The organism is Macellibacteroides sp. (assembly GCF_050251695.1).
Lineage (GTDB): Bacteria > Bacteroidota > Bacteroidia > Bacteroidales > Tannerellaceae > Macellibacteroides > Macellibacteroides fermentans.
The window spans coordinates 1-22,203 of record NZ_JBFWMI010000034.1 but is presented as its reverse complement, the minus strand read 5'-3'; the positions used below and the strand labels follow the sequence as shown (position 1 = coordinate 22,203).

The window sequence follows — 22,203 nt, the reverse complement described above, 5'->3', positions numbered from 1 at the left end:
TTTGAATAGATTTCTGCAAATATACGATTTAGAAAATAATTTTAACCACGCGACCAGTACTTAGCGTTGTCTATTTTGGGATAAAGACTCCTCTTTATATAAAAAGAAAGAGGGTGACTCACCTGAATGATATCACCCTCTATTTTGTTTTACAAGAAAATCTATGATTTCCCTTTTACAACTTACAATTTAGGACCTGCAGCCACTAATGCTTTTCCAGCTTCGTTTCCTGTAAACTTCGCAAAGTTTTTAATGAAACGGGCAGCCAAATCCTGAGCCTTTGTATCCCAGGCAGAAGCATCGGCATAAGTATCACGAGGATCAAGAATCTTAGGATCTACGCCTGGAAGAGCTGTAGGAACTTCGAATGAGAAGTAAGGAATTGTTTTAGTTTCTGCCTTATCGATAGAACCATCTAAGATAGCATCGATAATACCACGTGTATCTTTAATAGAGATACGCTTGCCGCTACCATTCCATCCGGTATTTACCAAATAGGCTGTAGCTCCCGATTTTTGCATTTTTTTTACCAATTCTTCACCATACTTTGTTGGGTGCAATGACAAGAATGCAGCACCGAAACAAGCTGAGAAAGTAGGAGTTGGTTCAGTAATGCCACGCTCTGTACCAGCCAATTTAGCTGTAAATCCAGAAAGGAAATAATATTGAGCTTGTTCCGGAGTAAGAACAGATACCGGAGGCAATACTCCAAATGCATCAGCCGACAAGAAGATAACCTTCTTTGCGGGACCAGCCTTTGATACAGGTTTTACAATATTATCGATGTGGTAGATAGGATATGAAACACGAGTGTTTTCTGTTACAGATTTATCATCGAAATCGATTTTGCCATCGGCTGCTACAGTTACGTTTTCAAGCAGAGCATCGCGTTTGATTGCATTCCAGATATCTGGTTCATGTTCCTGGCTTAGGTTGATAACCTTTGCATAGCAACCGCCTTCAAAATTGAATACACCTTCGTCGTCCCATCCGTGTTCGTCGTCACCAATAAGCTGACGTTTCGGATCTGTAGACAAAGTTGTCTTACCTGTTCCTGAAAGACCGAAGAAGATAGCAGTTTCGTCTTTTTCGTTTGTGTTGGCAGAGCAGTGCATTGAAGCCATGCCATTTAGAGGTAAAAGGTAGTTCATTAAGGTAAACATCCCTTTTTTCATTTCCCCACCATACCATGATCCACCAATAAGCAGCATCTTTTCGGTAAGATTGAATACAACAAATGTTTTTGAATTAAGACCAAGCTCTGCATAATCATCGCCAGCTTGGCACTTAGAACCGTTCATTACCACAAAGTCAGGTTCTCCAAAGTTGGCAAGTTCTTCTTCTGTAGGACGGATAAACATGTTTTTAACAAAATGTGCCTGCCAGGCAACCTCCATAATGAAACGAACTTTAAGTCGAGAGTTTTCATTTGCTCCACAAAACGTGTCCATTACAAACAAACGCTTGTTTGAAAGCTGACCTTGTACTAATGGTTTAAGTTTGTTCCAAGAATCAACAGAAAGAGGTTTGTTGTCATTTTTGTATTCGTCGGAAGTCCACCAGATAGTATCTTTGGAAGTTTCGTCCATTACAAAAAATTTGTCCTTAGGTGAACGACCGGTATAAATACCTGTCATTACGTTTACGGCGCCCATTTCAGTAACCTGACCTACTTCAAAACCTTCTAAACCTGGCTTTGTTTCTTCTGCGAATAATTGCTCGTAAGACGGATTATGCAGGATCTCGGTGGTGCCTGCAATGCCGTACTTGCTTAAATCTAAATTAGCCATTTTGATAATTAGTTAAATTGATTGACTTATATAACTTTTCTAATACTCTAAATATCACAAGAAATTACATTACTCTTGCATGATGACGTTACAAAAGTAATATAATTTCTTTTAAGTAAAAAAACAATTAAAGAAATTTTTCATTAATTATTCTTTAACCTGCCAAACTTCTCCACTCATTAATATATCGTTAAGTTTAAGATTGGGTTTTTTAGTTTGAACAGCCTCCATTTGTTTATACAATTCTTCACCATAAACGGGAGCTTCTACGGCGCGGATAACACCTAAAGCTACCGGCATTTCACCACCCATCATTGAAAGAAGGAGGTGCATGGTATTATCTTGAGTTGTGGCATCGTGAACCAAAATGTCATCAAGAGTGTAGCCATCCTGACCGATTGTAACAGCCTTAAGCTTTAATCCGTCAAGGACCAATCCTTTATCGTTGTCTTTCCCGAACAGCATTTTTTCGCCATGACGCAGGAAAATGGTACGTTCTGCCCTGTATTCCTTATCCGCTATGTCTTTGTGGGTGCCATCATTAAAAATAACACAGTTCACCAATACTTCTACCACAGAGGTTCCTTTGTGTTTCGCAGACTCGATCAATATATCGGTCGAGTTTTTCAAATCGACATCAATGCTTCGGGCAAAGAAAGTTCCACGTGCTCCGAGTGTAAGTTCTGCAGGAACAAAAGGCTCTTCCACTGTTCCGAAAGGAGAGCTTTTGGATACGAATCCTCTGTCGGATGTAGGAGAATACTGACCTTTCGTGAGACCGTAAATTTTGTTGTTGAACAACACAATGTTCATATCAACATTTCTACGCACCACATGGATGAAATGATTCCCTCCGATAGCCAGACAGTCACCATCACCGGTTATTAACCAAACCGAAAGGTCTGGATTGGCTGTCTTAACACCTGTTGCAATAGCCGCACCACGACCGTGAATGGTATGGAATCCATAGGTATTCATGTAATAAGGTAAACGTGACGAGCAGCCAATACCTGAAATTACAGCAGTTTTATGTGGAGGGATTGACAATTCGGCCATCGCTTTATGAAGACAGTTTAGCACGGCATGGTCGCCACAACCCGGACACCAGCGTACGTACTGATCACTCTTATAGTCTTTTGCTACGTATTTAGCATATTTTACTTCTATACTCATGGTTTATGCCTCCAAAATTTTCGTTAATTCCTCAACTAATCTAGCAACAACAAAGGGTTGTCCTTTTACGCGGTTAAACTGGAATGGATTGAATCCAGGAATTTTTCCCCGTAAGTAATTGGCAAACTGACCGTTGTTTTGTTCAACGACAACCACTTTCTTATAACGACTAATCAACTCTGCCGTGTTTTTTGGAAGAGGTTGTATAAATTTAAAGTGAGCCATGGCAACTTTTTTACCTTCAGCCTGCATATCTTCCATTGCTTCATACAGGTGTCCGTAGGTGCCACCCCAGCCAATAACAAGCATATCAGCATCTTTGTCTCCGCAAACTTCCTGCTCGGGTATGTAATCGGCTATTTTATCAATCTTAGCCTGACGAACATTTACCATTTTCTGGTGATTGGCAGGATCGGTGGATATAGCACTTGTTTCGTAATCTTTTTCCAGACCACCGATACGGTGCATAAACTCATTCATACCAGGGATAGCCCAATAACGAACTAATGAATCTTTATCTCGACGATAAGGTTTCCATGGAGCTTCTTCCTTATAGTTAGTCACATAATTCGGAGTGATTGCTGGATAAGTATCCAAATCTGGAATTTTCCAAGCAGATGATCCATTGGCAATAAACGAATCGGTAAGCAAAATAACAGGTGTCATATGCTCTATGGCAAGTTTTCCTGCCCAGAATGCGGCATCAAAACAATCGGTTGGAGTAGAGGCTGCAAGTACTACAGCCGGACTTTCGCCGTTACGTCCATATAGAGCCTGCATAAGGTCTGTTTGTTCGCTTTTAGTCGGCATCCCGGTTGACGGGCCTCCTCGTTGTACATCGATAACAACCAGCGGAATTTCAGATATAACAGCTAATCCGATGGCTTCACCCTTAAGGGCAAGACCCGGACCAGAGGTTGAAGTGGCCGCCAGGCAACCTGCAAAGCTTGCACCGATTGCTGTGCAGATACCTGCAATTTCATCTTCAGCCTGAACGGTGATAACGCCTAGATCTTTGCGTTTAGCCAATTCGTGTAAGATATCAGTTGCCGGAGTAATGGGATAACTGCCTAGGAAAAGTCTTAATCCTGCTTTTTCTGCAGCGGCAATCAAACCATAGGAAGTTGCCTTGTTTCCATTTACATCTGTATAGTAAGCTGGTTCAACAGTCGTACTTTCAATACGGTATGTAGAAACAGTTGCGTGTGTATTATGACCGTAGTTGTAACCATCTGTAAGGGCTTTGATATTTGCCTTGACAATGGCCGGTTTTTTTGCAAATTTATTTTGTAACATATGCATTGCCTCTTCAAGGGGCCGCTCAAACAGCCAACAAACCAATCCAAGAGCAAACATATTTTTGCAGCGTAATGCCGATTTGTTATCCAGTTCAAATTCAGCCAGGCCGTCTTTAACCATGGATGATATAGGTACGGCAACAACTTGTACACTGTTTAATCCCAATTCTGCGAATGGGTCTTCTGTTACAAACTGAGCTTTGGTAAGATCATTCTTTAAAAATGAATCAGTGTCAATAATTACAATTGCATTTGGCTTAATGTGTTTTACATTAACCTTCAAAGCGGCTGGATTCATAGCAACTAATACATCCGCTTTGTCTCCCGGTGTATAAATTTTTCTTGACCCCAGGTGAACCTGAAACCCTGATACACCACTAAGCGTTCCTTGCGGAGCACGTATTTCTGCCGGAAAGTCGGGGAATGTTGAAATATCATTTCCCAAAATTGCAGACAGATTTGAAAAGATTGTTCCGGTTAATTGCATACCGTCTCCCGAGTCTCCCGAGAAACGAACAACAACCTTTTCCAACGTCGTAACTTTCGTTTGTTCTGCCATAATAATTTATATAAGCTTTTATTCTCTGATTGCCATTGTTTATTATCACCTTGCAAAGGTAAAAAAATTAAACCTTGAACGGTGAACAAAATTACAATTTTATCTGTTTTAATCCTAAAATGCCGACAAATAGATACTAATATCGGCCGAAGAAAGATTAAAATGATTTGCTACATAGCGATTAACCGGCTTGCCGGCATACATATATATCCCAGCTCTAAATCCCATATCAGCCTTTATTAGTGCCTGGACCGACCCCATATCTCCAATTGAGAATAGCATGGGGACAAAAATATTACTGAATCCCATAGCAGTGGTTCGGGCTACATAATTGCTGACATTCGATTTACAATAATGAAAAATTCCATATTGCTGAAAAACAGAAGGATCAGAAGGGGTTAATCCACAGGTCGTTTCGAAACACCCTCCTTGGTTAACACGAAGATCAATAATCAAAGCTCCTTTTTTCATTGAACTGATCATCTCTTCGGCAATCACATATCTTTTACGTGAATTTATATAACGCATAGCGCCTATTACTACATCGGCCGATCGGAATGCGTTATGTAGCACGTTGGGTTGAAAATTAGATGTAAACAACGACTGACCCAATACTTGCTGTATGGTTCGTAATTTGTTGATATCTTCATCAAACACCTTTACCATGGCTCCCATTCCTAAAGCTGCACGGGCGGCAGCAGTTCCTGCTATTCCGGCTCCCACAATGACAACTTCAGTGGGTGGTACTCCCGAAATTCCACCAAACAGCAATCCTTTACCTCCCCGGGCGTTACTTAGCATTTCGGCTGCAATGGAGATTGAAGCTTTACCCTCAATCTCGGAAATGATATTGAGTACCGGCAATTTGTTCTGGTCATCGGCCAACAACTCATAACCTATTGCATTGATCCGTTTGCTCATCATTAGTTCGAATGCTTCGGGAGCAAACGAATTTAACTGTACCATGGAGAACAACGTAGATCTTGGCTTCATTAAAGCAACTTCGCCTGGTAAAGGAGGAAGAATTTTCAAAATTAAATCGGCCTGATAAACCTCCTGAGGGGTTGAAACTATTTCGGCACCTGCTTCAGAGAAATGATTGTCTGAATAGTTTATGCCAAGACCCGCATTTGTTTCAACAACTACACGATGACCACAATCCGTAAGCATATCAACAGCTTCGGGTGTAAGCGGCAGTCGCCTTTCTTCTTCGTTTCGTTCACGAGGAATGCCTATAAGCAACCGATTGCCCATCTTGCTTATCTCCTTTAATAGTTCCTGAGGAATATACTTCCCCTGACTACATCTACCTCCTGTCAGATCCATAGTACAATATCTTTTCCAATGCATTAGCTATTGAGAGTACATCCGTGTCTGTCTCCATTGCCTCTGCTTCAAAAACAACATCTGCCTGCTCATAATTGTTTTTTCTTTTTAGCAATGTTTCACGTATGTAATCCATGAGTTCTTCTTTATTCTTGTCTTTAAGCAGCGGACGTGTCCCTTTGCACAATTCCAGCCGATTGGTCAATTCCGGAACCGAAACCTTTAGATATACGGTCGTTCCGTGGGCTTTCATATATTCCATATTGTCAAAAAAACAGGGAGTCCCTCCTCCGGTAGAGATTATAACATCTTCGAAGGTGGCGACCTCACGTAACATCTTTTGTTCAATTTCCCGGAAGCCGGCCTCACCTTTTTCTGTAAAAAGCTGTTGAACAGATTTTAGGTATCTGCTTTCAATGTAATGATCCAGGTCAACAAATGTGAGTCCCATATTTTTTGAAAGACACACACCTACAGACGTTTTGCCCGCTCCCATAAAACCGATAAGAAATATACGTTTCATCCCAAATTGAACTATTTTTTGCAAATGTAGTTTTTTATAAAGCAATTCGGTCAACCAGAATAAAATAATTGCACGGATCGCGTCACAAAACTCCTACGATTATAATTCAACTTGTTTTTTAGATAACAAAAAGGCTAAAAACTTTATCTGACTTATTTCAACCCAAAATATAGTCTATCTTTGCAGAGATAAATAATCTATAATGGCAAAAAATAAGTTCTACGTAGTTTGGAAAGGATTGAATCCCGGAGTGTATGATAGCTGGAATGCCTGTAAGATGCAGGTTGAAGGTCAGGATGGCGCTAAATACAAATCTTTCGAAACGAGAGAAGAGGCTTATGCTGCCTTTGAAAAAGATTTCAAGGAATTCATAAAACCGGCTTCTGCCACACGAACAATGCAGAAACTTCCTGTTTTAAATGGCGGCAGACCCATACTTGACAGCATTGCAGTAGATGCCGCGTGCAGTGGCAATCCCGGCTTGATGGAGTACAGAGGTGTATATACTGCAACCAAGCAAGAGCTATTTCGTATCGGCCCTTATGAACAGGGAACAAACAATATTGGAGAGTTCCTGGCTCTGGTGCACGGCCTTGCTTTTTTGAAACAAAAGAATAGCCCTCTTCCTATTTATTCAGACAGCAGAAATGCCATTATGTGGGTCCAAAAAAAGAAATGTAAAACATTATTGGAAAGAGAACCTCGAAATGAAGTTATCTTTAACCTGATTGAAAGAGCTGAGAAATGGCTTCATGAAAATGAATACTCAACGACCATCCTTAAATGGGAAACGTCGGAATGGGGAGAAATCCCAGCTGATTTTGGACGAAAATAGGTCTTACCTGGTTATTTGTTCTGTTTTTTTGTCGCCTCAAGAATAAGCCGAATGCATTTTTCTTTGTCGAATCCACGCACGTTGGCATATTCTTCTCCTAAAACAGAGTAGATGTGTTCATTCCCATTTAGACGTTCAAAGTTTTTGCATCCTGTTCTCATATTTATTTTTCCGAAAGACATTCTGTTCAGGTCTATGATTTCCACCTGAATTTCACCGTCCGTTTCTTTAAATAATATATTACCCCCCGAATAGTCTTTGTGTAAAAAACCATTTTCATGCAGCATGGCAGTGGTCCGGGCAATAGCTTTCAGAATACTTGTCTCGTTTTGGAAAGTTTGCTTGAATAGGTCGCGGTATTCAAACGGACACAATGATTTTTTACTTACAAAGTAACTTTTGTCGAACAACCAATTTTGGCTGTATTCTATATAAGCTACCGGAAGAGGAGTTTTGATACCTGCTTTTAATAATTTAAAAGCATTGTCATAGGCTCTTTGAGCTTTTGATGCCCTTAAAAATCCATAAATTATCCGGTTTATCCATATCGGCCTTTTGTAGGACTTAACAATATATTCATCACCATCTACAGCAAACATTTTAAGTTCATTTCTTCCTTTATATATGGTAGTTCCCATTTTATCGAACTGAAAAGGTAATGAATTTAAGAAGGTTGTCAGGTGTTTGAAGTCGGGATTCACAGAGACCGACTTCTTACAGAATAAATTGGTCATCCTGTTATACATACGTGACCAACTACGATACTGTCGTAACGGACCGTTTAGCTCTTTTAAGAAAAAATCGGCGTGACGATTATTTAATGTTTCAATAACGTGCTTCTTTAGTTTTCTATCAGTCATCCGTTTTGAATTTGGACGGATTCGATAGTATAATCCGATACAAGGTAATTTTACAACCCTTCCTCCGTCTTTTAGTACTGAAATCCAGAATTCCCAATCTTCTCTTGCGATAATTGTTTCGCAATAACCTCCTACTCTTTCCCAGTCAGATTTTCGATATAATGCCATATTGGGAATCATATTCTTTCTTGCAAGTAATTTCAATGAGAAATTGGGTAATTCTCTTTCACCATGTTTATCTCCAATAAATATTTCTTTGGCATAAACTACTTTAACATCGTGATTGTTGTCTAGCACCTTAACTGCATTTTCAAGAAATTCATTAGCTAAGATGTCGTCCGAATCCAAAGGAAAGATATATTCACCCTTGGCAAGCGATATGGCATGGTTACGGGCTGCAGCCACACCTTTGTTGGTTTGGCTGTAAAAAAAGATTGATGGGTGCTGCTCCGATAATTTTTTGCCAATCAAGGGAGACTTATCAGACGAACCATCGTCCATCAATATAATTTCTATATTCGGATAGGTCGACTGTAATACAGAGTTGACCGTTTCTTCCAGATAGTCTTCCATATTATAGACAGGAATCACTACCGAAACTAAAGTTTTATTAATCATTTCAATCGGCCTGTCAAATTTTATCGTAACCTTTCGTCCATTTAATCCAGTAATATTTTAACGGATTTGTATATTTTAGCTGTTTCCAGGGCCTGCTGCTATGGGGTTGATGCAAAACGGGCAACGTAGTGAACAGGTAATTGTTAAAGCCTAACTGCAACGATTTGTGAGAAATCGTAACATCGTGCCAGGACTTTTCAGGGTTTAGTTCTTCAAAACTATATTTGTTAAGAAAATCGGGTTTTAAAAGCGAACAACAGAAGCTTACGTGTTTACGAGTAGAAAATACGCTGTTTTCTTTTCCTTTGGCATATAGATAGGGGTAATTGATTGCTCCCTGGCTATCAACCGTTACAGCTGCGGCAATACCACAATCCTTACGGATGACCGACTCGTCGAATAACTTCTGAAGCGTGTCTGGTGCGACCGTTACATCCGATTCAACAATAATAAGTGCTGCGTTTTCTTGAATGGCTTCTTTTTGCGCCATCTGCAAAATTAAAAGATAATTAGGAGAGGGATGATCCGTAATATCTGCAATGTTGACAAGCGTAAAGCCATACGTTCCGGAAGCTTCTTTAAGTAATTCGGTGTTTTCCGGAGTGCTGAAATCATTGTAAACCGTGTACGAAAATGGAACAGATAGTTGTGAGGCGGTAATCGCCTTGATGGTCTGCAAAGTTAACTCTATCGAGTCCTTTACAGGAGTAATAATATTCATCTTTTTCATACCATATTCCATTTTAATCCATTTCTTTACATGCTAAGAGTCTGATAAGCAGAGAACCTAAAAACTCACTCTATTCTCTATACGATCATGTATTGTCTTATCTTTCTACAAATCTGTGCAAAAGTAATAAAACTTTCTAATGAGCCAATCATATCTTTGGACATTGGCATTCTTTCAAGTACTTTTGCCTCATAAATGAAGATTAAATAGAACATAAGGGATGAAAATCATTGCAGACAATACAATTCCCTACCTGCAAGGAATTGCCGAAACTTTTGCGGAAATTAGTTATATTTCGCCTGAAGAGTTTACGCACGACAGAATAAAAAACGCCGATGCACTTATAATCCGCAGTATCGATAAATGTACACAACAGATTCTGGAGGGAACAAGTATAAAGCTTATAACGACTGCTACCATTGGTTTTGATCATATTGATACCGCATATTGCGATAAGGCAGGTATTGCCTGGGCTAATGCCCCCGGATGCAATGCGGATTCCGTTGCTCAATATGTGCTGGCATCTCTTATTACGTTATCTATCCGCAATAATATAGATCTGAAAAATAAGACATTAGGAATTGTAGGAGTAGGGCATGTTGGAAAGGCTGTAGAACGGGTTTGCAAAGCCTATGGGATGAATATTCTGCGGAACGACCCTCCCCGTGAAGAGCAGGAGGGTTCAGCCGGTTTTGTTTCTCTTAAGACAATTGCCGAAGAAAGTGATATAATTACGTTTCATGTTCCTTACACTGTATCTGGCATTCATGCAACCAAGCATCTGGCAAACGAGGCGTTCTTTGCAGAAGTGAAGAAGAAGCCATGGTTTATTAACACCTGCAGGGGAGCAGTGCATGATACAACAGCTTTGCTAAGGGCGAAACGGGAAGGCATTGTATCCGAACTTATCATAGACTGTTGGGAAAATGAACCCCATATTGATTTACAGCTGTTGGACGCTGCTTCTATAGCCACCCCTCATATAGCCGGATTTTCGGCAGATGGAAAAGCTAACGGAACACGTGCCTGTCTTCAAACAATCGGTAATTTCTTTCGTATTCCCATTGAAAAGATTGGAGAAGTTGTTCCTCCTCTACCGGAAGAGCCGGTAATTGATCTTGATTTATTTACCTCCCGACGGATGGAACAGGCTGTGCTGAAAACCTTTTGTCCGGAAACAGTAGACCGGATGTTACGCAATGCTCCTCATGATTTTGAGTCGCTACGAAATAATTACAACCATCCAAGAGAGTACAAAGCCTATACATTATTAAATATAAAGGAAGAAGAGATCTTTCTGTCGGATCTGTTAGGGTTCAATCGGTAAGTACCTTTTCTATTATTTCAGGATACCATTTATGTTCGAGCTGGTGTATTCTTTCGCATAGCGACTCGGGGGTGTCATCCGCAAATACGGGGCATTCGGCCTGAAATATAATCGGGCCTTCATCATAATGCTCGTCAATATAATGGATGCTGATTCCTGATTTTGTTTCGCCGGAAGCAATTACGGCCCGATGAACATGCATGCCGTACATCCCTTTTCCCCCGAATTTGGGAAGTAAAGCCGGATGAATATTTATTATTTTGTGCGGATAGGCCGCAAGTAAATTATCCGCAATTTTAGACATGAAGCCCGCAAGTACAATAAAATCAATTTGATATGTTTTTAAGATGTCAAGAATAGCTTCTCCCGATTCAAACGCTTCTTTCGAGAAAGAGATTGAGGGAACATTCAGTTTTTTAGCCCGTTCGTGAACCCCGGCTCCTTGTTTATTGGATAGTACGATAGCGACTTTAAAAAATTCACTATTAGAGAAATATCGGATAATATTCTCCGCATTCGTTCCTGAACCGGAGGCAAAAATGGCTAAACTCTTCATTAATTCTAGGTTTTAATGCACAAGAAAAGAAAAAATGTGCAGTTTTCCACATTTTTAGTACATAATATTTGTTTTGTAACATAAAAAATTCTTTTCTTTGCACTGCAAATTTAAAAAGTAAATTCGTATTAATTAATCTAAATTGAAAAAGTTATGTCTGAAGTTGCATCAAGAGTAAAAGCGATTATCGTAGATAAGTTAAGTGTTGAAGAAACAGAAGTTACAAACGAAGCAAGCTTTACTAACGATTTAGGAGCAGACTCTCTTGACACAGTAGAATTGATTATGGAGTTCGAAAAAGAATTCGGTATCTCAATTCCTGATGATCAAGCAGAAAAGATTACAACTGTTGGTGATGCTGTTGCTTATATCGAAGCAAACGCGAAGTAATCCTTTTACGTTGAAAGCATGGAATTAAAAAGAGTTGTAGTAACAGGTCTTGGAGCTATAACACCGCTTGGCAAGACCCTCACAGAAACATGGGAGGGTCTTGTTAACGGTAAGAGTGGAGCCGGACCTATTACTCATTTTGATGCTTCAAAATTCAAGACACAGTTTGCCTGTGAAGTAAAGAATTTTGATCCCACCCAGTATTTCGACCGTAAAGAAGCCCGCAAGCTTGATCGTTATGCCCAATTTGCGTTAATCGCTGCCGATGAAGCAATTGCTGATTCAGGCATGGAGATAGAAAAACTTGATTTGAACAAAGTCGGTGTTATTTTCTCTTCAGGTATTGGAGGCATAACTACTTTTCAAGAAGAGGTTGAGAATTACGATGCTGAACGTGGTCCGCGTTTTAATCCTTTTTTCATTCCGAAAATGATTGCAGACATCGCGTCTGGTCATATTTCGATGAAATACGGATTTAGAGGGCCTAACTTTGCGGTTGTCTCTGCTTGTGCTTCTTCAACCAATGCAATTGCAGATGCTTTTAATTACATCCGGTTAGGAAAGGCTAATGCCATTGTAACCGGAGGTGCAGAAGCTTCCATTACAAGTGCAGGGGTTGGTGGATTTTCATCCATGAATGCAATCTCTACCAGAAACGATTCTCCAGAAACCGCTTCGCGTCCTTTTAGTGCAAGCCGAGATGGATTTGTTATGGGAGAAGGTGCCGCGTGTTTGGTATTGGAAGAAATGGAGCATGCCCTTGCAAGAGGAGCTAAAATCTACTGTGAAGTTGCTGGTACAGGAATGTCTGCGGATGCATATCATCTTACAGCGACTCATCCTGACGGTCTAGGTGCTAAGTTGGTGATGCGTAATGCATTGGAAGATGCTGAAATGAACCCGGAAGACATTGACTATATCAATGTTCATGGAACTTCTACTCCTGTTGGAGATATTTCTGAAGTTAAAGCTATTAAGGAAGTTTTTGGCGAACATGCTAAAAAACTTAATATAAGTTCTACCAAGTCAATGACCGGGCATCTTTTAGGAGCAACTGGTGCTTTGGAAGCAGCAGCTTGTATCCTAGCTATTAAAGAAGGCATTGTTCCTCCTACAATTAATTTTGCAGAGGGAGATGAAGATCCGGAAATAGATTACACATTGAACTATACGTTCAACAAAGCACAGAAAAGAGAAATCAATGCAGCACTTTCCAATACATTTGGTTTTGGAGGTCACAATGCGAGCATGATTGTTAAAAAATTTGTGAAATAACGTGTTGAAAGAATTATACAAAAAAATAAGGCTCCTCCTGTATAAAAACAAGGAGCCTTATTCTTCTTTATATAAGATACTTGGTTTTTACCCCGATAAACCTGACCTTTACCAACAGGCTTTTATCCACAAATCTGCTATTGCAGAAGGTATCATTGACCAACCCTGGAGAAATAACGAACGGTTGGAATTCCTTGGTGATGCCATTCTTAGCTCCGTAATAGCCGATATTCTTTACATCAAATTTCAAAATAAGCGCGAAGGTTTTCTTACCAATACCCGCTCCAAGATTGTTCAACGTGAAACGCTGAACCGGGTTGCTATGGAATTAGGCCTCGATAAACACATTGTTTGTGCCAAAAAGATGCACACACATGGAAATGATATTTATGGTAATGTACTGGAAGCTTTGATTGGAGCCATCTATTTGGATCAGGGCTATAAAGTATGTCATAAGTTTGTTTCTACCGTAATTATTGGTAAATATATCAATATTGATAAACTTGCCCGTAAAGAGGTTAACTTCAAATCGGCTTTAATTGAATGGAGTCAGAAAACGAAGTTGGATATTTCTTTCAATCTTGTAGAATCTTTTACGGATGAGGAAAGTAATCCTATTTTCCAGTACGCTGTTATGTTGGGAGAAACACAGTTAGGAATCGGAATAGGCTTTTCAAAAAAAGAGGCTCAGCAAAATGCTTCAAAAATGGCTATAAAGAAGATTCGCAAAGATCCTGCAACACAAGAGATCATCGCAAACTTGAAAAAATCATCCGACCCTGATACAACCGTCTCAGACGAAGCCAATGGCAAAGAACAACAACCTGAAACAGTTGATTCTACCAAAAATATGGATGATCAGCAGTTGGAGAAACTGCTTTCCGAAGAATAAACCAGCCCCGTTCTTATCCGGAACGAATAAACGTCATTTTAATCTGTCATCTGTCATAAAACAGCTCAGATCCCTTTCCAAATAAGGGTTCTTGTAATGATAGATGGCTTGTGACAGATCCAATGTATCTGTCATCTGTCATCAATGGAATCAGGGCCCTTATATGTCCAAAACGGTTTCTCCTCTGCAACCTTTGTAGGACGGACTTTGGGATGGTGTCCATTATTTCAGTATCATGATTGTTGATCCGTCTACGTTTTCAGTTTAATCCGTCAGAAAGTGATTGCTGTTAAGTTTAGTAGTAGTTGCAAAGGTTAAGGAAACTAATCACAATACATAAGGCAACTATTCGTTTGACAGCTGTTAAACGCAAAGTCAACAGTTGTATACCTTGCGTTTAACAGCTGTTGAATGCAAAGTGTCCATTTGTTAAACAAATACTTCCCTTAAGGCAAAGATCTAAAAGTCTTCGAATAATAATTAGTTCACTTACTGTTCGTGAATAGGATTGCTTGTTAATGACCAAAACTTATCCCCATCCGTAATCCCTGTACAATCAGTTCGTGCTCTTCGGTAACCAGTTTTAGTTTTCCGGCAACATCACTTAGCGGAGTTGAAGTTACGTTATTCCCGCACATACAAACCATCCGGCCAAATTCTCCTTTAGAAATTAATTCCGTTGCATGGCCTCCTAACCGGGTAGCCAGGTTGCGGTCGTAGGGAGAGGGGTTACCTCCACGTTGAATGTATCCTAATACCGTTTCACGAGTTTCGATACCAGTTGTTTCTTCAATCGCTCTTGTAATATAGTCGGCTGGCCTTGTCTTGCCGGGCGAAGAGACACCTTCGGCAACGACAACAATAGAATAGGGCTTTCCACGATGTGCACGATCCAGAATTACTTCATTCACCTTGCGAATATCGTAACCAAGCTCCGGCAGTAAAATTACGTCGGCCCCTCCTGCCATACCTGCATACAATGCAATCCACCCCGCATGATGTCCCATCACTTCTACAACCATCACACGTTTATGCGAACTGGCTGTGCTATGTAATCTGTCTATGGCTTCGGTGGCAATGTTTACTGCCGTATCAAATCCAAAGGTTATATCTGTACCCCAAATATCATTGTCGATCGTTTTAGGAACACCGATAATATTAAGTCCTAGCTGAGAAAGAAGATTGGCCGTTTTCTGAGTTCCGTTTCCGCCGATACAAACCAGGCAGTCCAGGCCGAGGGACTCGTAGTTTTCCTTTATGATATGAGGTTTCTCGGTATCTCCGGATGCCAGTAATTTGCGGAAAGGTTTCTCGCGGGAAGTGCCCAGAATGGTCCCCCCCAGGTTGAGTATGCCGGAAAGACTACGTTCGTTAAAAACTTCGATATCTTTATTGAGTAATCCTACAAATCCACTGTGAATGCCAATCACCTCCATACCATAATGCATTAAGGCCGTTTTCCCCACTCCACGAATGGTTGCGTTGATACCGGGGCAGTCTCCTCCGGAAGAAAGTATCCCTATTTTCATTGTTTTACTCATTTAAGTACTTAGCAAAGGTATAAATAAAAAGAGAATACTTAAATTTGCAAAGAACACAATATGAAAAAGCATGGATTTTTTAACTAAAGCGGTTTTACCCTTCTTTCGTTACAGATTAAAACAGATCGAATCGCACGTAATGTGCGCCGATGCTGTGCAGCAAAGACAGCTATCTAATCTTATTGAGAGCGCCAGGAATACAGAGTGGGGTAAAAAATACGATTATAAAAGTATCCGTACATACGAAACATTTCAACAGCGTATACCGATACAACAATATGATGATATTAAGCCTTATGTAGAAAGAATGCTTCAGGGAGAACAGGGACTTATCTGGCCAACTGCTGTAAAGTGGTTTGCCAAATCGAGCGGCACCACCAACGATAAAAGTAAATTCCTCCCGGTGTCGAAAGAAATTTTATGGAAGTGTCATTATAAAGGAGGTTTCGATGCTGTAGCTCTATATCTTGGAAACAATCCATCCAGTAATTTTTTCAGCAGAAAAGGGTTGATTCTTGGAGGCAGTCACAAGCCTGTCGCGTTGAATCAGCATGCCCATTGCGGAGACCTGTCGGCTGTTCTCCTGCAACAATTAAATCCGCTGGTGAATTTGGTGAGGGTACCCCCCAAGCGGATTATCCTTATGGACGAATGGGAAAGTAAAATTAAAGCGATCGTAGACTATACCTGGAATAAGGATGTAAATAGCATTTCCGGAGTACCGTCCTGGATGTTGGTGCTCATTAAGGCAATTCTGGAACGTACCGGAGCTGAAACCCTTTCCGACGTATGGCCCAACCTGGAGGTTTTTTTCCATGGAGGAATCAGTTTTAGTCCCTATCGCGCTCAATACAAGGCATTAATCCCTTCGGATAAGATGCATTATGTGGAGACCTACAATGCGTCTGAGGGATTTTTCGGCATACAGGGAGACTTGTCCGATCCGGCCATGTTGCTCACATTAGACTATGGTATTTTCTACGAATTTATACCGATGAGCGAGATCGAAAAGGAAAATCCTACGGTTATACCGCTAGAGGATGTACAAACAGATACAAACTATGCCCTGATAATTACTACCTGTGGTGGTTTATGGAGGTATATGATTGGAGACACGATTCGTTTTACATCCCGGAATCCTTATAAATTCATTATTACAGGCCGTACGAAGCATTTTATCAATGCATTTGGCGAAGAATTGATGGTTGATAATGCCGACAAAGGCTTAGCCAGAGCCTGCGAGCTTACGGGGGCCAAAGTAAAAGAATATACAGCCGCACCGTTATTTATGCTTAATGCTGGTCACGGTAGGCACCAATGGTTTATCGAATTTGAGCATGCACCGGAATCCCTGGATGAATTTACAAAAATACTGGATGATACCCTTCAGAAACTGAATTCGGACTATGAAGCGAAGCGTTACAGAGGGATGTCTTTGCTATCTCCCGAGATTATTCAGGCGCGTGAGGGTGTATTTTATGAATGGTTGAAAGAAAAAGGGAAATTGGGTGGACAGCATAAAATACCCCGGCTCAGCAATCAAAGAACCTATATTGAGGAGCTTCTGGAATTAAATAAATAAGTATTCGCCACTAGAACCGGTACGAAAGATAAAAACCGCCCCCTTCTCTCTGAATAGAGGGGGCTAGAAACAGGTTGTTTGCCGTTTTATTCCCGCTCTTCCGGATTATGAGGTTCTTTATTGGGAAGTAGATTAAGTAAGATAATTCGACAGACAAGATACCGATTCCTGCACCTGCAGCCACATCGGCCAACCAATGACGGTTATTGTATACCCTCGATGCAGCTACAAATCCCGCAATGGCATAACCGGAATAGGCCAATACCGGAGAGCTGTCTTTAAATTCTTTATAAGCCATATGTGCACCCAGAAATGCATTTGCTGTATGGCCGGAGGGGAAAGAGTAGGGCCGTCCGTCGGGGCGGGTTGTTTCAATGTTGTTTTTTAAGCCGTGAACAGCTGCTGCGTTTATTCCCTCTGCCATTGCAAGTAAAACAAATTGATCAGCCAGACTATGTTTTTCCTTACCTACCATATCACACATAAATACCCAACCCAACATTCCCCATTCAAGATAATCATCTATGCGAATTTGTGAAACGGAATCTTTCCTGGAGATTAAATGAAAATCGCGCATTCCGTCTACAGAAGAGCCAAAAGCACCAACCGCAATCAAGGTTGCAGGTAAAACAAACTGCTTTAGGGGAACTTTACCATACGTTGTTTTTGTAACGGGCAATGAATCATTGAGGGACAAAGAATCAGCCGTTGGTTTCTTTTCATACACTTGCGCATGTGATGATGAAACAATGCATAATGTAATACAAAGTAATATGATAATGAATCGATTCGTTCGATGTATGTATATACCGGCCAATGAATTTATTTTTTAAATGTTTGTACAAAGAAACAAAATCCCATTAACTGATACAATTTCAAAAGGTAAATAAATATTTAAACTATCTTTGGCAATACTTTTTACGCCTTGTTATTGAAAGGCTGTTTGATATTAATTTAATATAGAAAGAAAGATGACGAAAACAAAATACAATCCCGAGACTACCAATTGGAACGACAGTTATTTACTAGGTATACCGATGATAGATAATCAGCATAAAAATTTTTTTGTAATATTAGATAACCTGGTGACTCTTAATCAAAAGCAGGAAAAATCTGAGATGCATTCTTTAATCAATGAACTTCAAAACTATGTTATCTACCATTTCCAGACAGAAGAAGATCTTATGGTGAAATCTCAGTCACCCAATATTGACTTACATGTCATGGAGCATGAGCTGTTCAGGAAGAAAGTGGAAGAGTTCCATCATAGTTATTATAATAACAATGAGGAACTCCTGAATGAAATGATCTCGTTTATGAGAAAATGGTTGTTAATCCATATCAGTGGAACCGATGCTGAATACGCTGATAGTATTAAGGATACCCTGGGTATACAATAATAGATTCTTTTAGAAATCAATCATAATACCAATGCTGGGCAACAACGTGCCTGATGTTCTTTTTACAGGTTTAAGTTCATAACGTTGTTGGGAAATCGGAGCTTCCGGATTCATTATTTTCCCGGTCTTGATATATACGTCCGGCTGATTATAGGTGCTGTTCCAGGCATTTTGGATATCAAGGTATAAACCCAGCATCCATTTCTTGAACGAATACGATTTATCAATACGGATGTCAAGCTGTGTAAACGACTTGAGTCGCCCACTATTAAAGCGGCTGTAGTCGTAATACAGGTTGCCTTTGGCATCCCAGGCTTCAACTAAGCTGCTTTTTTCCAGATCGTAAGGGGTATAGGGTGCCCCGCCTACATAGCGGAACTTGGCTCCGATATCCCAGTTTCGAGGCAGCGAATAGGTTCCGCTGAATGTAAACAGATGCTTATTATCCCAGCTGGAAGGAAGGTATCTGTTCGTATTCCGCCCGTCCTTAAACTCACTGCGAACCAATGTATAGGAGGCAATAAAAGTCAACCCTTTGTAATTATACCAGCGTCCCATCAGTTCAAGACCATAGGCTCTTCCCGTGGCGATAGATTGAACCGCTTCATTTCCCAATACACCATAGTCGGCTCCTTTGGATGCCAGCGGAATAGAGTCTGTAAGCGACATCGGGTAACGATCGTAATGTTTATAAAAGCCTTCTGCTGTAAATTTAAGGTACGATTTTGGTCTGAACTCCAAGCCGATGCCGGCCTGGTCGCTTCTTATATATTGCAGTCCGTTGACTTTATTGATGTACTCTCCCTGATTATCTTTGAATCCCATAGAGGTGTAGGCAGGCAGTTCAAAAAAACGGCCTATGTTTCCATTCACGTAAAAATCTTTGTAAAACCGATAGGATAGGGATAAGCGGGGCGACAGCTGATCAACCATATTATTCATTTTCGTACTGTAGTTGTTTGCGTCTGTTCGCAATCCTAGCGAAGCCGTAAATCGTTCGTTGTAACTTTCGTACGTTGCGGTTGCAAATAACCCCCACTTCGTCAGCCCCAGCGAAGTATTGTATTCCTGAATAAATGGCCGGTCGGTAAATATTTTCTGATACGACTCATTGGTGTATTTTATATATTCAACATTTCCGCCTACAGCAAGTTGTACATAGGGCAACCGAAAGAGATTCTCCGAACGTAATTTGAACTCGGATTCTCCCGAGTTATAGTCTAAAGACAGCCTTTCCGGTTCTTCAATATTGTCTTTATATTTTAAATTCTTATTATTCATGTAGCTGCTGCTGGCAATGAGCGAATACATGTTATGTCCGGCAAAATGTTTGTATACAGCACCCAGGGTGTATGTCTTTTGTTTTACAACGGGTAGGTATTCAAGAATATATTTGTTTTCGTCAGACATATCCTTCATCCCCGTATTCAATTTCATGTCATCTAACGCCCCCAGTCCGATAAAGGAGATTTCGTTTTGTTTATCTATCTGATGCTTAATCTTAAACTGAGCATCTGTGTACGTAGGAAGAAACGGTAGTCCGATCGCCTTAAACAGAAATTGCAGATACGAACGTCTAACGGAAACAAGATAGGTGGTTTTTTTCCCTAAAGGACCGTTGGACGAAAAAGCTACTTCGGAAGCTCCAACCACAGCCCTTGCGGATGATTTTTCCTGATTGCCGTCTTGCAATTTAAAATCGAGGACCGAGCTTAGCGCATTCCCGCGAGCAGCAGGAAAGGCCGCTGCATAAAAGTTGACCTCCCTGATAAAATCGGGGTTGATTATCCCAACCGGTCCGCCCGATGCTCCCTGAGTAGAGAAGTGATTTATATTCGGTATCTCCACCCCGTCGAGAAAAAAACGGTTCTCAGAAGGACCTCCTCCGCGAACAATGATGTCATTACGAAAAGCAGCTGTCGACGCCACTCCGGGAAAAGATTGAACCACCCTTGAAATATCCCGGTTTCCTCCGGCACTCTTTTCAATCTCCTTAAATCCTATCACTCGCAATCCAAGAGGACTCTCGGCTGTTTTTCTAAAGGGGGTAGCCACGACGTTGACCTCTTGCAGATTCTGACTCGATTCTTCCATTTCGATGCCTACAAAGACATCCGATTTTACAACGCGGAATTCGGCCGTTACAAAAGGCTTATATCCGATAAACGAGGCCTGAAGCCGGTAACTTCCCGGCGAAACTCCCTGTATGGTAAAGGATCCGTCTTCAGCGGTGACCGATCCATTTAATGAATTCCAGATAATTACGTTCACAAAAGGCAATGGTTCTCCGCTTAGATTATCTTTCACAACACCCTTGATCGAATACGTTTGCTGTGCCGTTAACTGAACAACGGAAATTAAAAAAAACAGGATAAGTAGTGCGTAAGTCCTCAGATTCATGCGCTGATATTTCATAGTTTTATTTTTTGGAATCTATTCAGATCTGTAATATACCTTATGTAACAAAGAAAGATGTACTTTTGTCCAAAGAAACAGAATAATTTTCAATATATCTTGAAAGAAAAGAATACATTTCAGCATTTGAGCCATTCCGTAAACATAGAACCGGTTTCCGACGGGTTGAAAAGGGAGTTGCAGGTTACATCGGATGGCAGTCATACGTTGTACATGCCCGATATGGACGAGCATTATCATTCTGTGAACGGAGCTATTCAAGAGTCGGAACATGTATTTATTGAAGCCGGTCTCCACCAGTTACCCAAAAAGGAGATAAGGGTATTGGAAATTGGGTTCGGAACAGGTCTTAATGCTTTACTTACGCTTCTGTATAGTAGGCAATCCGATCGGCATATTACCTATTATTCGATGGAGCTTTATCCGCTGGATATCGCGTTGGTCCAAAATCTTAATTACGGAAAAGTGTTGTGTGCCGGGGAAGAAGACCTGTTTATGGCACTTCATGAAGCTCCATGGAACCAGGCGGCATCGGTCACACCCAATTTTACGCTGCACAAAATCAAAGGAGACTGCAACCAGGCAGAGCTTCCCGAAGAGATCGACCTTGTATATTTTGATGCTTTCGCTCCGGATAAACAACCCGAAATGTGGAATCAGGAACTATTCAATAAATTGTATTTCCGCATGAATGAGGGAGGTATACTTACAACCTATTGTGCCAAAGGAGTGGTACGCCGTACAATGAAAGAGTCCGGATTTTCTGTTGAAAGAATACCCGGACCCCCTGGGAAGCGTGAAATGCTTCGCGCTACAAAATTGTAATATCTTTGGCTTACAGCAGCGCGTCAATTTTGGCAACAAAAGTTGCTTTAGGCGCTGCTCCAACCTGCTTGTCAACCACCACTCCATCTTTAAAGAAAAGAATTGTAGGAATGTTGCGGATACCAAATTGCGATACTACATCGTCGTTGTTATCCACATCAATCTTGCCAATAATCACTTTACCTTCATATTCTGTAGCCAGTTCGTCAACAATTGGACCAACCATGCGGCAAGGACCACACCATTCTGCCCAAAAGTCCAGAACCATGGGCTTACCAGAGTTTACCA

The 22,203-nt window shown here is 40.7% G+C and carries 20 protein-coding genes; 8 read left to right on the top strand and 12 right to left on the bottom strand.

The features are described from left to right. Nucleotides 1-182 precede the first annotated feature (182 nt). The 5 genes from pckA to AB7E53_RS07000 all read right to left on the bottom strand — a co-directional run bounded on the left by pckA (nt 183) and on the right by AB7E53_RS07000 (nt 6,669). Nucleotides 183-1,790 carry a phosphoenolpyruvate carboxykinase (ATP) gene (gene pckA / locus AB7E53_RS07020; RefSeq protein WP_421468312.1) on the bottom strand — a complete coding sequence of 536 codons (1,608 nt, stop codon included), beginning with the start codon at nt 1,788-1,790 and terminating at the stop codon, nt 183-185. A gap of 147 nt (nt 1,791-1,937) precedes the next feature. Beyond that, nucleotides 1,938-2,963: a 2-oxoacid:ferredoxin oxidoreductase subunit beta gene (locus tag AB7E53_RS07015; protein ID WP_079682228.1), complete on the bottom strand. Its 1,026-nt coding sequence runs from the start codon at nt 2,961-2,963 to the stop codon at nt 1,938-1,940. 3 nt (nt 2,964-2,966) lie between these two features. Beyond that, nucleotides 2,967-4,820, bottom strand: a complete 1,854-nt coding sequence (locus AB7E53_RS07010) for a 2-oxoacid:acceptor oxidoreductase subunit alpha (protein WP_446774898.1) — start codon at nt 4,818-4,820, stop codon at nt 2,967-2,969. A 114-nt stretch (nt 4,821-4,934) separates the two neighbouring features. Next, a complete protein-coding gene (locus AB7E53_RS07005; RefSeq protein WP_446774896.1) occupies nt 4,935-6,146 on the bottom strand; it encodes an alanine dehydrogenase in 1,212 nt (403 codons plus the stop codon). After that, entirely contained in the window at nt 6,127-6,669 is a 543-nt protein-coding gene (locus tag AB7E53_RS07000) for a shikimate kinase (protein ID WP_371689765.1), read from the bottom strand. Before AB7E53_RS07000 ends, AB7E53_RS07005 begins: the two co-directional genes overlap by 20 nt. A 202-nt stretch (nt 6,670-6,871) precedes the next feature. On the opposite strand from AB7E53_RS07000, the gene AB7E53_RS06995 reads away from it, so the two are divergent. Then, nucleotides 6,872-7,504 (top strand): ribonuclease H1 domain-containing protein, encoded by a 633-nt coding sequence (locus AB7E53_RS06995; protein WP_179399974.1) that lies wholly within the window; start codon nt 6,872-6,874, stop codon nt 7,502-7,504. Between the two features lie 11 nt (nt 7,505-7,515). Here the strand turns inward: AB7E53_RS06995 and AB7E53_RS06990 are convergent, their stop codons facing one another. Both AB7E53_RS06990 and AB7E53_RS06985 read right to left on the bottom strand, forming a co-directional pair. Continuing rightward, nucleotides 7,516-8,982, bottom strand: a complete 1,467-nt coding sequence (locus AB7E53_RS06990; RefSeq protein WP_446774894.1) for a glycosyltransferase — start codon at nt 8,980-8,982, stop codon at nt 7,516-7,518. Between the two features lie 13 nt (nt 8,983-8,995). After that, nucleotides 8,996-9,712, bottom strand: a complete 717-nt coding sequence (locus tag AB7E53_RS06985) for a glycosyltransferase family 2 protein (protein WP_446774892.1) — start codon at nt 9,710-9,712, stop codon at nt 8,996-8,998. A 220-nt stretch (nt 9,713-9,932) separates the two neighbouring features. Here AB7E53_RS06985 and pdxB point away from each other — a divergent pair, with 220 nt between their 5' ends. Then, nucleotides 9,933-11,039 carry a 4-phosphoerythronate dehydrogenase PdxB gene (pdxB, locus tag AB7E53_RS06980; protein ID WP_079682216.1) on the top strand — a complete coding sequence of 369 codons (1,107 nt, stop codon included), beginning with the start codon at nt 9,933-9,935 and terminating at the stop codon, nt 11,037-11,039. Here pdxB and purN read toward each other — a convergent pair. After that, entirely contained in the window at nt 11,029-11,595 is a 567-nt protein-coding gene (purN, locus tag AB7E53_RS06975; RefSeq protein WP_079682215.1) for a phosphoribosylglycinamide formyltransferase, read from the bottom strand. The two genes, pdxB and purN, sit on opposite strands and share 11 nt — an antisense overlap. Nucleotides 11,596-11,748: 153 nt before the next feature. Here purN and AB7E53_RS06970 point away from each other — a divergent pair, with 153 nt between their 5' ends. The 3 genes from AB7E53_RS06970 to rnc are packed head-to-tail and all read left to right on the top strand — an operon-like array spanning nt 11,749 to nt 14,152. Further along, complete coding sequence (locus AB7E53_RS06970; protein ID WP_009860668.1) at nt 11,749-11,985, top strand: acyl carrier protein; 237 nt, start codon at nt 11,749-11,751, stop codon at nt 11,983-11,985. Nucleotides 11,986-12,003: 18 nt separating this feature from the next. Further along, nucleotides 12,004-13,260, top strand: coding sequence for a beta-ketoacyl-ACP synthase II (fabF, locus tag AB7E53_RS06965; RefSeq protein ID WP_079682214.1), 1,257 nt, complete (start codon nt 12,004-12,006; stop codon nt 13,258-13,260). 1 nt (nt 13,261) lies between these two features. Next, nucleotides 13,262-14,152, top strand: coding sequence for a ribonuclease III (gene rnc / locus AB7E53_RS06960; RefSeq protein WP_446774890.1), 891 nt, complete (start codon nt 13,262-13,264; stop codon nt 14,150-14,152). A gap of 515 nt (nt 14,153-14,667) precedes the next feature. Here the strand turns inward: rnc and AB7E53_RS06955 are convergent. Continuing rightward, a complete protein-coding gene (locus AB7E53_RS06955; RefSeq protein ID WP_446774888.1) occupies nt 14,668-15,681 on the bottom strand; it encodes an ATP-dependent 6-phosphofructokinase in 1,014 nt (337 codons plus the stop codon). An 82-nt stretch (nt 15,682-15,763) separates the two neighbouring features. On the opposite strand from AB7E53_RS06955, the gene AB7E53_RS06950 reads away from it, so the two are divergent. Beyond that, on the top strand, nt 15,764-17,275 hold the full coding sequence (locus tag AB7E53_RS06950) for a GH3 auxin-responsive promoter family protein (RefSeq protein WP_446773152.1): 1,512 nt from the start codon (nt 15,764-15,766) through the stop codon (nt 17,273-17,275). A gap of 10 nt (nt 17,276-17,285) precedes the next feature. Here the strand turns inward: AB7E53_RS06950 and AB7E53_RS06945 are convergent, their stop codons facing one another. Next, nucleotides 17,286-17,954 (bottom strand): phosphatase PAP2 family protein, encoded by a 669-nt coding sequence (locus tag AB7E53_RS06945; protein ID WP_446774909.1) that lies wholly within the window; start codon nt 17,952-17,954, stop codon nt 17,286-17,288. 292 nt (nt 17,955-18,246) lie between these two features. Between AB7E53_RS06945 and AB7E53_RS06940 the strand changes: the two genes are divergently transcribed. Then, nucleotides 18,247-18,675 (top strand): bacteriohemerythrin, encoded by a 429-nt coding sequence (locus AB7E53_RS06940; protein ID WP_446774886.1) that lies wholly within the window; start codon nt 18,247-18,249, stop codon nt 18,673-18,675. 9 nt (nt 18,676-18,684) lie between these two features. Here the strand turns inward: AB7E53_RS06940 and AB7E53_RS06935 are convergent, their stop codons facing one another. After that, nucleotides 18,685-21,075, bottom strand: coding sequence for a TonB-dependent receptor (locus tag AB7E53_RS06935; RefSeq protein ID WP_446774907.1), 2,391 nt, complete (start codon nt 21,073-21,075; stop codon nt 18,685-18,687). A gap of 228 nt (nt 21,076-21,303) precedes the next feature. On the opposite strand from AB7E53_RS06935, the gene mnmD reads away from it, so the two are divergent. Beyond that, a complete protein-coding gene (gene mnmD, locus AB7E53_RS06930) occupies nt 21,304-21,915 on the top strand; it encodes a tRNA (5-methylaminomethyl-2-thiouridine)(34)-methyltransferase MnmD (protein WP_446774905.1) in 612 nt (203 codons plus the stop codon). 10 nt (nt 21,916-21,925) lie between these two features. Here mnmD and trxA read toward each other — a convergent pair. Then, the coding region (trxA, locus tag AB7E53_RS06925; protein WP_446774884.1) for a thioredoxin at nt 21,926-22,203 on the bottom strand (278 nt) is incomplete at its 5' end.